11 protein-coding genes are annotated in these 9,867 nt (G+C 61.4%); 4 read left to right on the forward strand and 7 right to left on the reverse strand.

Annotated features, from left to right (window positions below; all coding sequences use genetic code 11):
• Positions 1 to 583: hypothetical protein (locus AB4Y84_RS05565; RefSeq protein ID WP_442249855.1), on the reverse strand; the 583-nt coding region annotated here is incomplete at its 3' end.
• Between the two features lie 4 nt (positions 584 to 587).
• Positions 588 to 1,550, reverse strand: a complete 963-nt coding sequence (locus tag AB4Y84_RS05570; protein WP_099843410.1) for a DNA-processing protein DprA — start codon at positions 1,548 to 1,550, stop codon at positions 588 to 590.
• Between the two features lie 857 nt (positions 1,551 to 2,407).
• Here AB4Y84_RS05570 and AB4Y84_RS05575 point away from each other — a divergent pair.
• Positions 2,408 to 2,683, forward strand: coding sequence for a hypothetical protein (locus AB4Y84_RS05575; protein ID WP_099843409.1), 276 nt, complete (start codon positions 2,408 to 2,410; stop codon positions 2,681 to 2,683).
• Between the two features lie 145 nt (positions 2,684 to 2,828).
• Here the strand turns inward: AB4Y84_RS05575 and AB4Y84_RS05580 are convergent, their stop codons facing one another.
• The 3 genes from AB4Y84_RS05580 to AB4Y84_RS05590 form a co-directional block, all read right to left on the reverse strand.
• Positions 2,829 to 4,334, reverse strand: coding sequence for a P-loop ATPase, Sll1717 family (locus tag AB4Y84_RS05580; RefSeq protein WP_442244767.1), 1,506 nt, complete (start codon positions 4,332 to 4,334; stop codon positions 2,829 to 2,831).
• 277 nt (positions 4,335 to 4,611) lie between these two features.
• A complete protein-coding gene (locus tag AB4Y84_RS05585; RefSeq protein ID WP_208083299.1) occupies positions 4,612 to 4,929 on the reverse strand; it encodes a hypothetical protein in 318 nt (105 codons plus the stop codon).
• A gap of 79 nt (positions 4,930 to 5,008) precedes the next feature.
• A complete protein-coding gene (locus tag AB4Y84_RS05590) occupies positions 5,009 to 5,365 on the reverse strand; it encodes a hypothetical protein (protein WP_336031384.1) in 357 nt (118 codons plus the stop codon).
• Between the two features lie 715 nt (positions 5,366 to 6,080).
• Here AB4Y84_RS05590 and AB4Y84_RS05595 point away from each other — a divergent pair.
• Positions 6,081 to 6,926, forward strand: coding sequence for an alpha/beta hydrolase (locus AB4Y84_RS05595; protein WP_442244766.1), 846 nt, complete (start codon positions 6,081 to 6,083; stop codon positions 6,924 to 6,926).
• 85 nt (positions 6,927 to 7,011) lie between these two features.
• Complete coding sequence (locus AB4Y84_RS05600; protein WP_442244765.1) at positions 7,012 to 7,947, forward strand: alpha/beta hydrolase; 936 nt, start codon at positions 7,012 to 7,014, stop codon at positions 7,945 to 7,947.
• A gap of 131 nt (positions 7,948 to 8,078) precedes the next feature.
• Here the strand turns inward: AB4Y84_RS05600 and AB4Y84_RS05605 are convergent, their stop codons facing one another.
• Together AB4Y84_RS05605 and AB4Y84_RS05610 are read right to left on the reverse strand one after the other, a co-directional pair.
• A complete protein-coding gene (locus AB4Y84_RS05605; protein ID WP_442244764.1) occupies positions 8,079 to 8,504 on the reverse strand; it encodes a response regulator in 426 nt (141 codons plus the stop codon).
• Between the two features lie 92 nt (positions 8,505 to 8,596).
• Positions 8,597 to 9,334, reverse strand: a complete 738-nt coding sequence (locus tag AB4Y84_RS05610; protein WP_394198126.1) for a CPBP family glutamic-type intramembrane protease — start codon at positions 9,332 to 9,334, stop codon at positions 8,597 to 8,599.
• A 180-nt stretch (positions 9,335 to 9,514) separates the two neighbouring features.
• Between AB4Y84_RS05610 and AB4Y84_RS05615 the strand changes: the two genes are divergently transcribed.
• On the forward strand, positions 9,515 to 9,838 hold the full coding sequence (locus AB4Y84_RS05615; protein ID WP_025874650.1) for a TFIIB-type zinc ribbon-containing protein: 324 nt from the start codon (positions 9,515 to 9,517) through the stop codon (positions 9,836 to 9,838).
• Positions 9,839 to 9,867 lie beyond the last annotated feature (29 nt).

Consider the following 9,867-nt stretch of genomic DNA (forward strand, 5'->3'; position numbering starts at 1 on the left):
TGGCGGCGTCCCTCGCGTCGTAACCGAATAGTGCATATGCCGCTATCATTGTCGAGAACGGCCCCGCCGTGGAGACGCTCCAGTTTGCTCCGTTGGTCTGCCAGAATAGGTTGTATTGCCGTAGTCCAAAAATTCCGCAGAATCGGCGTAGTTCCTCGACAGATTTGACTTGAAACCCGTGGTCGGTTCTCTGCCCATACCAGTCACTACGGATGTGGAGCAGGCGATTATTGACGCCGCAGATCATGTCCTCGTCACCGCCGCCAAGCAGAATGGTCTCATGCCTCTGTACGCCATGGCTGGCAAGAATTGACGCTGCGGAGTCCTTCCTCTTTCTCGCAGGTGAGCCGTCCCACTGAACGCCGTGGGCGTAGATCGTGACGCCCGCCATTGACTGGATGTATTGGTGCAATGGCACGTTGTTGCAGGTCCAAGCTTGGTTGGACCAAAGGGCCAATCGAACACCATGCGGATGCAGATCGGCTGCTAGCCGCGCGAGATCTTTTGCGACTTGAAGTTCAACCACATTATGCGGGTTGACGATTGTCCCCTTGATGGAGACCAGGATTAGCTTCAATGCCATTGATTCATCCAAATAGCGAGTGCTGTTCGGCCAGCGATGGAGGCTCAGGCGGCTCGCTTCTTGCCGGGCCAGGCCAATGATTGAGGGCGGATTCTAGGCATGCTGTGAAGCTGGAATGCTCTCTTGGTACTGTGAAGAGATGTTCTGCGACACCGTGGTCGGCGGAAACTCTCATGCCATTGGGAACAAGATTGATGGTCGGCTTGCCAAATCCCTTGGCAAACCGGACCGTGTGAGCGGTGCCAGAAGATTTCTTCCATTGCGTCGCGACGACGCAGGCCGCTAGAGCGGCCTGCAGCCGGTTACGCCAGACAAATTGATCGGCAGCCGGCTCGGCCTCTGGGAAGTACTCGGAAATCAAAACACCCCCGCTATCGACAATGGCATCTGCCATCCAAGCATTTCGTGCGGGGTAAGGCCGCAAAATCCCTGTCCCCAAGACCGAGACGTTGGGAACGGCTGAGGAGATCGCGGTTTCATGCGCAATTGCGTCGACGCCTAGCGCTAGCCCGCTAACCAGAGGAACATCAAACTCCTGTACCGTTCTTGCGGCGTACTGAGTTAAGAATGCACCTTCGGTGGAGGGGTCGCGCGTGCCTACCACCGCGATGGATGGCCTCTGCAGAAGTGACAAATTCCCTCTGCAGAAAAGCCAGAGTGGCTGAATTTCGGGATTCATCTGTCTGAAAGCGACTGGATACCGATCATCCGCCTGGGTGATCAATTCGACACCCGCCTCTCTAAGGCGCCTCCTTAGAGCCACGCCCTCCATCATAGCGAAGCGCTTAAGGATGGGAGGCTCGATGCCAGTTGCAGCGGCCAGTGTCGTCAATAGACTGCCATCGGCCTCTTTAGCCGCGACCCCTGGCGGGCCACCAAGATCACGCATGGTTTTGAAGCCGATGCCCTTGACTCGCGTCAAGCCCAAGAACAGCGACGAGGTTTGAGGTCGAGCTGACTCATTCATGTCTGCATGTTAGCGGATGGCAGTGCCTCGCGGCGCTCTCCGTGCGCACTCGTCTCCCCGCCACGCCTGCGCACTTCATAGGGCGCTTTTTCTGCATTCCCTGCGGAACGGCCCAGCACCGGCACCGTATGGCGTTCTCCGGGTGTCGCTGGCTCTGGCTTGTCCCTGCGGTTTCCTGCGCGATAGGGGGGTGTTTGCGGGGCGTCCGGTGCCTCCTCTGGCCACCTTCGGCCGTAGCCGATTTTTCAGGTGACCACGGGAAGGGGGTAACCAGGTAACACGCGGCCCAGACGACAAGTAAGTGATTGATATTCAACAAAAAAAGACGGTTACCTTTTGGGGTGGTCTGAGGTAATTTTCTGACTCCGACAAAGTGATGTTATTGATTTAAAAGGAAATTTTTGAACATTGATGTTGCCTGTTGAAAAGGTAATGGGATTACTCAAAGGTTACCCTATTGTTACCTTGATTTATTTAAATATAAGCCATTGATTGTAATGACTAATTGAGCTGTTCTTTCGGTGTGGTTACCTTTATTACCCCTTTCCCGTGGTCAACTCAAAATTTTCGTCTCAGCGCGTGTAAGGCGGCCATCAGCATCTCCRCCGCCGCACACGCTCACGCCTGCAGCTCGCTCCCTTGTCGCAACCTTTGGGAGGGCCAGCCGTATCCTCCCCACCATGCCGCTGCCCCCCCCCCCGACTTCTACTGGACGACACGCGCTGCCAGCTTTCCAAGCGGTGACCCCACGGTCATCGTTTTGAACGGTGTGTGGGTAGTGGCGCTGAGACAACGGGTAGGCGACGGGATCTAAATCGCCTGTCTCGACCGACAGTCGCCCAGGTGAGGTGCCGACAGTGATCGTGTGCGACGGGGTGTGGGTGGTGGCCATGTTCCAGCGCGTGGACGACGGCAACTGGGTGGCCACCCTCGACCGGCATCGGAACGGACCACGCGGAACATCCCGCCCCTGCAGCAGCTACGAACAGGGTGCCGGCGCTGAGATGTGGGTGTCCAGGTACGAGGCCCGGCTGCGCGATGACGTCGACCAGATCCTGCGATACCGCCAGGCGGTACGGGCGAACAGGCTGGCCAAGGGCAGCATCGAGCAGCCCTTTGACTGGATGGGGTAGGCATCCGCCGACTCCCCAGCACCTACAACTGAGACGAGCGACTGGCGAAGGTTCCATCCTACGAGCGGAAAAGTGGCCACCGTCTCGTTGATGGCAAACACTTCATTGGATCGCCTGCCACCACGTGTCACAGTGCTGAGGCTATCTAGCGCGTAGCCCTCGCTTTGGCATCCTTAACGTTTAGCAGATGGCTGCGGAAGGCCGGATGGATCTCCCAGTGGGCAGCTTGGAGATTGTTCCAGTTTTCGTAACGAACGAACTTGGGATCATCCGAGTAGTTCTTGTGAGCAAACCCTTTCGGCTTGGTCTTGTCCACGATGCGTGCGTTGACAAACCCCACTTCATGTAAGAGAGCCAATAGTGCGATGATGTGATCATCTCGGTTCTGCAACGTAGATCCTCGAAGTTGCATCTGTGCAATGCCCAGCGACCTAGCGAGATGGTCTCGCAGCTGTTCAAACCCCATCTCGAAATCGGAGGAATGGAAAGAGTCGATCAACTCTCGGACTGAAGGGAGATCGAGTGAGTATTCATTCGCGACGTCGTCGACCCTCTCGGAAGAGTAGATTGACATTGCGCGATCGGCGTCGTCATCACCGATCTTAGGGTGGGTGTTGTCCTCAGCCACCTCGATCATGCTCTTGATCAACTGCAAAGCATCACGTGGGCGCTCGCGAGCGGACTTCGCGATGAAGTCTGACCAGCGGCGACGTTGTTTACTGCCTGGGAGCAGAACGTCCTGTCCCTCAAAGAACGGTGCATACGCAGTGAGAGCGGGCACTTTCACCGTTTTCATTGCCTCCCGCATACGCCGTTCAATGATTTGGACAATCACTTCATCGCTGGCACGTAGCTGCACAGTAAGCGGACGGATATGATCTACTTGGTCTCGCTGTCCTGCGTTTTCATGCATCAACCTCGACCAGACACTGGATCGCAAGGTAACGATCGGCCGGACGGCGTTGCACTCCATGGCCAGTCGTCTGACCGCGAGAATCAACGCCCATATTTTGTTCAGCTGCTGGCGGTCATCAGGCGCGGCTATCTGATCCGTGTCATCTATTAACAAGAGGAACAGCTTCTCGCTCTTGTTCAACAAGTGGTCATTCAACGCAGATGTCAAAGCGGCAGTTGAATTCCTACCGCTGATGCGACTGAGCAACTTCTTTGTATCTATTTTGGTCACAGGCTCTGAGAACTCTCCGATCAGTGACACCGCCTTAGACACGATGTCTCCTGATGCGCCTCCTGACACAGCCTCGTTGTACAAGGTGGCACGACTGCCAGTAAGCGGCAGGTAAGAAGCGATCTGTGAACCGATCTCAACAGCGACCGAGCGCAGCAGCGTTTCATAAAAGAACCGCTTTAGCGTTGCCAAGTCAGTCGCGGAAGGTACGCCCGCGCCTACCAACTGATCTGGTCTCACGAGGACGCATGGCGTCTTAGACTCGACTGCCGCCTTCCTGAGCCATTCCGTGAGAGCAGACTTGCCCGCTCCCTTGTTACCCACCAATACGCGCATGCTACCCGGCTCCACGCCGCAGATCGAGGCGAGCTGTGCGGGGGTCACAAAGACGTCGTTGAGGAAGTTGCGATCGCCCTCAGTGGTACCGTGACGAACGTAGGGCAGCAGCTTAGGCAGATAGGACATCGATCTCGGATCCTTGAGCGCGTCAGAAGCGCCGGGCCCAATGCGCCAGCGCTCCGGGAAAATTACATCGCCCGCCTTGATATCTCAATGGCTCCACACAGCCCTGCCGGGGAAAAAATCCCGCATAAGTTATTGTTTTAACGGCATAGTTAAGCTTTCTTTTAATCTTTTGGTCGATGGTTCGAATCCATCACGGCCCACCATTGCAGGCAATGACTCCGGTCATCCAGAAAGGCACCGCCAAGCGGTGCCTTTTTTGTTGCAGAACGGTGAGGTCCTACCTGGACTTCGCGCCTTGGGAACGGGCTGCCTCGCGGTCTGCCGCTGCCTGTGCGGCAACCGCAGCCGCGTTCGCAGCACGTTCCACTGCGGCGCGCTCTGCGTCGAACCGGGCCTGCCGCTGGGCGCTGTAATTGCGCTCCAGTTCCAGCGAGGCAGTGAAGCTGTCGGGGTACTTCGCGGCGCACGCCTGCTGCACCAATTGCACGGCGCGGTCGGACAGACCGGGTTGGATGTTGCCGAGCAGGCAGTCGGCGTACGGTACGGGCGCGGCTGGGCTTGCGGCCAGAGCGGCAATGATCATGGCATTCAACATGCGAACCTCCTTGTGTCAGTGTCGATGGAACCCGGGACGGGCCCGGCCCGAGTATGGGCTGGATTACGGTGCAGGGGTCCTACTCAGGCCGGATATCCCGGCATACCAGTTCCGCCAGCCCGCGGAAGGCGAAGAACAGCCCTTCGACCACGCCGTCATCCAGATGCCGGTCCGGCGTTGCCATTGATCGGCAGCGATCGGCGGCGTGCAGCATCTCTGCCACGGTCAGCATGCCGACGGCCGCCCGCTCCACGCGTGACAGCGCCAGCCTGCGCCCTGCGGGAAGGCTGGTATCAGGCCAGGGCTGGCCGTCTGCACCTTCGCCCGCGCGGATGCGTTTGAGGCAACCCAGGAACGTGCTCAGTTCGGGCGCAGGGTTGTCATCGTCGTCGTTGACGCTGGCGGCATATGAGGGATAGGGCGGACCTTCGGTCATCTCGGCTTCCTCGGCTCTGAGGTGGGAGTGCCACCGCGCAGAGCGGGTGGCGGACGGTGCGTGGCTGCAAGCCGGGATGAAGTATCGCCATTGACCGGCGGGCACGAAGGCCCCCACGCACCGCCCGCCATAAAGGCCGACGGATCACCCGCCGGCACGGTCCGGAGACAGTGCCGACGGGTGAGCGCAAACAACAAGCGATAACCTCATCACGGGCTTGCAGGCCCGGTGCCACCCGTTGTCGGTGACGCAGCATGGTGTTTACGCTTTCGCTTGGATTTCAATCAGGAATTTCCGCAAGGACATGCGGAATCCAGACGCGCGACGATGGTGGCGCAGGCCYGTCTTGCGCAGCAAGCGTCAGTACACGACGCATTCGTTTCCGCGTCTGGTTGATCGCGCTGGAAGATGCCGCAAACCGCACATTACGATGCATCTGCCGTGAACCAACGCGTGTAAAGCTGGCTTCACTTTCGCCATCAATGTCCTCTGTGCGTTTCAGTTGTACCCACTGCATTTCGGTGCAGGTGCGACGATAGTGGTGTCCTTGGCGGTTCAAACACGACACATGGCGGTGCACGCGCGGAATGGGGGCCGTACCCGGGCGCGAGTCACGGCAAGTCATCCACGCATGACGTGGATCTACGCATCTGGCAGGCGCCAATGCGCGCGTCCGGGCGCTATGCTCGGCATCTTTCGCTGGATGGGGCGCCCAATGCGCTTGATCGTGCTGTCGCTGTTGTTGTCCTGTGTCTCCGCCCCGCCGCTGATGGCCGCCGAACCGGCGCCTCAGCCGGCGGTCGCTTCGCCGTTGGTCATCGGTGAGACCTTCACCCTCCAGTCCAAAGCGCTGGGCGAGACCCGCCGCATCAACGTTTACCGCCCGCAGCCGTGGGGCCTGGACCCGAAAACGCCACTGCCGGTGCTGTACATGCCCGACGGTGGCATCGGCGAGGACTTCCTGCACGTGGCGGGGTTGGTGCAGGTGCTGACCGGCAATGGCAGCATGCGCCCGTTCCTTCTGGTTGGCATCGAGAACACCGAGCGCCGTCGTGACATGACCGGCCCCAGCAACGAGGCGGAGGATCGCAAGATCGCGCCACGCATTGGTGGCTCGGCGGCGTACCGTGACTTCCTGCGCGATGAACTGATGCCGCAGGTGCGCCAGCGCTACCCGACCACCGACGAGCGGGCGCTGATCGGCGAATCGCTGGCGGGCCTGTTCGTGGTCGAGACGCTGCTGCAGGAGCCGACCTTGTTCAACAGCTACATCGCGCTGGACCCCAGCCTGTGGTGGAACCGCGGCGCCTTGCTGTCTGGCGCAGGCAAGCAGTTGCCGTCAGTTGCCCGCAGTGGCGCGCGGCTGTTCCTGGCCAGCAGTGGTCAGCCGGAGCTGGCCGCGTCGAGCGCACGCTTGGCGGCGGTGCTGCAGCAGGCATCGCCGGCAACGCTGGTGAAGTACCAGCCGCTGCCGGAAGAGACCCACGCCACGATCTACCACCCGGCGGCGCTGCAGGGCCTGCGTACGTTGTTCCCAGTACCGCCGCCGGCCTCGCCCTGAGAGGGGTTTGGCGCGCAACAACGCGGTGTGTGAGGATGCATCAGCGGCGCCACCTGGATGCGCCGCCCGCAACAGGAGAGCGCGGATGCAGCGTGTGCGTGTATGGAGTGTGCTGGCCTGCCTGGCCTTGGCAGGGTGCGCGATGTCGGTGGCGCCGCCGGCAACGCAGAAGGAAGCCAGGGAAAGCGCGACGGCCGTGCCAGGCGTTGTGCTGCCCGATACCGAGTCACTGCGCGTGCATGACCCGATCGGGCGCGACTATGCCCTGTGGGTGGCGTTGCCTGCCGGCTACGCGGCGCATCCGCAGAAGCGTTATCCGGTGGTGTACGTGACCGATGCGCTGTACAGCTTTCCGCTGGTGCGCAGCGTACGCAACCTGGTGGGGCAGCAGGGCGTCAACATCGAGGATTTCATCCTGGTCGGTTTGCCGCCGCAGGAAGGCCTGACCTCCAAACAGAGCCGCTCGCGCGACTACACCCCCAGTGATCCTGTGCGCACCCCTGCCGGCTACTACAGCGATGACGTCACCTATGGCGGCGCGGCCCATTACCGCGACTTCCTGGCTGACCACGCGCTGCCGCTGATCGATGCGCGCTACCGTACCGATCCGGCCCGGCGCGTGTTTGCGGGTCATTCCTATGGCGCGCTGTTGGGTGCTTACGTGCTGACGACCCAGCCCGACATGTTCGGCACTTATATCCTGTCCAGTCCGTCGCTGTGGTTCGACCAGGGCCTGCTGCCGCGCATGCAGGATGCCGCCGTGATGCCTTCACAGCCCATCCGCGTGTTGCTGTCGGTGGGCGGCTACGAGACGGTCAAGCCGGGGCCACGTTACTCAACGGGCAATGACATGCTGCGGCAGGCCGCCGACTTTGCAGGTCAGCTGCGGCGCAGTGGTCGCAAGCTGCAGGTGGAAAACATCGTGATTGATGGCGAAGACCATCTCACCGTGTATCCGCGCGTGATCACCCGTGCGCTGCTGCAGGTACTCCCGGGCGAAGGACCGTATACCGGCGGTTGACGGCCGACTCCATCCACGTATGGCGTGGATCTACTGGCAGCATTTTTCGTTCACGCAACGGTGCGCATCGCAGTAGATCCACGCCATGCGTGGCTGCACCAGTAGATCCACGCCATGCGTGGATGGCAGCCTCAGGCCGCGCTTGCCTGCGGCGCCGGCATCAGCGCGGCATCGGCGGCATGGCGGAAGCACAGCCGGATCGCATCCAGCAGCTCGCTCATGTTGTAGGGCTTGGGCAGGAAATGGATGCCGTCGTGCAACTGCGGCAGCACGGCATGCTGGTCCATGCCGGAGGTCACCAGGATCGGCAGCTGCGGATACAGTCTGCGCACGCGGTTGGCGGCCTCGATGCCGCTGACCAGGCCGAGATTGACGTCGGTGAACATCAGGTCGAAGCGCTCTCCGGCGGCCAGCAGGCCCAGCGCGGCTTCGGCGCTGCTGACGCCTGCGACGTGGCAGGCCTGGCTCTCCAGCGCCATCCGGCTCAGTTCACGGGTTTCCTCGGCGTCTTCGATCAGCAGGACGCGTGGTTCAACGTGGCGCTTGGACAGCAGCATGACGCAACAACTCCGGACGGCAGGGCATGAAAGGCGCGCAAGTATGCGCAAGCCCCCAGTGATCCCCGTGTGCAGGATCGGCTAAGCCGGCGTTACAGCGCGGGGTTGCGCTGGCGGCGCGCATGCCAGGCCAGCGCTGCCACTGCCAGCAGCGTAGTGCCGATGCGCAGGCTGGTGGCCTGCCAGCCCAGCGCAACGGCGTCGTCGAGGCTGAACACATTCCAGGCCAGGTTCATCGACACGTGCAGGGCCAGGCCGCACCACAGGGTGTTGCCGTCGAGGTGGTCGAGCCAGGCGAAGATGAAGCCGCCGAAGGCGATCACTAGGCCGACGAACAGGGCCATGCCGCCGCCGTCGAAGCCGCCGAAGCCCAGCCAGTGCACCATGCCGAACAGCAGCGCCTGCGGCAGTGCGAGCAACGGCCAGGGGCCGCGTACGATCTTCACCAGCAGCACGAAGCCGAGGCCGCGGAACAGCACTTCTTCGGCCAGCGGGAACAGCACGGCCAGCATCGTGGCGTCCAGCGTCGTCAGCGCCGAGTTGGGCGTCCCCAACAGGGCCAGCCCCAGCCAGCACGGCAGGCTGGCCAGCAGCACCCACAACGGGCCACGCATGCCGTTTCCGCGCAGGCCGAGGCTGGCCAGCAGGCCCACACCGCGGGGGCGCAGCAGCGTGGCCAGCAGCAGTGCGACCAGCACCGCCAGCGCGTTGTCCAGCAGGCTGCCACCGTAGGGAATGGGCAGGGCTGGAATCGGCGCGCCCAGCGTGGAACTGATGTCGCGCACGTTCAGGCCGAGGCCAACGCCAAGCAGCACCAGCAACAGGCGCATGCCGGTGGAAATCGAGTCACGGGCAGTCACATGCATTCCTTGCAGCGGGGTCGCAAGGCAGTCTGCAGGGCGGGGGACGTGCCGGCACGCGCCGGAAGTCCCTGTGCCATCGGTCATGCGTTGCCGCACAGTCATCCGCACGCAGGTACAGTCGAGGCCAGACCGACAGGAGCAATGCGAATGCTGTGCCCCGTGTGCAAGACCCAGACCCTGCAGATGGCCGAGCGCCATGGCATCGAGATCGACTACTGCCCGAGCTGCCGTGGTGTATGGCTGGATCGTGGTGAACTCGACAAGATCATCGAACGCGCCACCGACGGTGCAGGTGCCGCCATGCCGCCGCCAGGGCCCGCGCCTGTGCAACCGCAGGCCGCTCCGCCGCCGGTGATGCATCGCGATACCCGTCATCTCGGCCAGCGCCATGATGACAACCGTGGCCAGTACAGCCAGGGTTACAAGAAAAAGAAGAAGGAGAGCTTCCTCTCCGAGCTGTTCGATTTCTGACGCCGCTCAGGGGCGGCGCAGGATGAACT

Source organism: Stenotrophomonas sp. 2YAF22, from assembly GCF_052114665.1.
Lineage (GTDB): Bacteria > Pseudomonadota > Gammaproteobacteria > Xanthomonadales > Xanthomonadaceae > Stenotrophomonas > Stenotrophomonas indicatrix.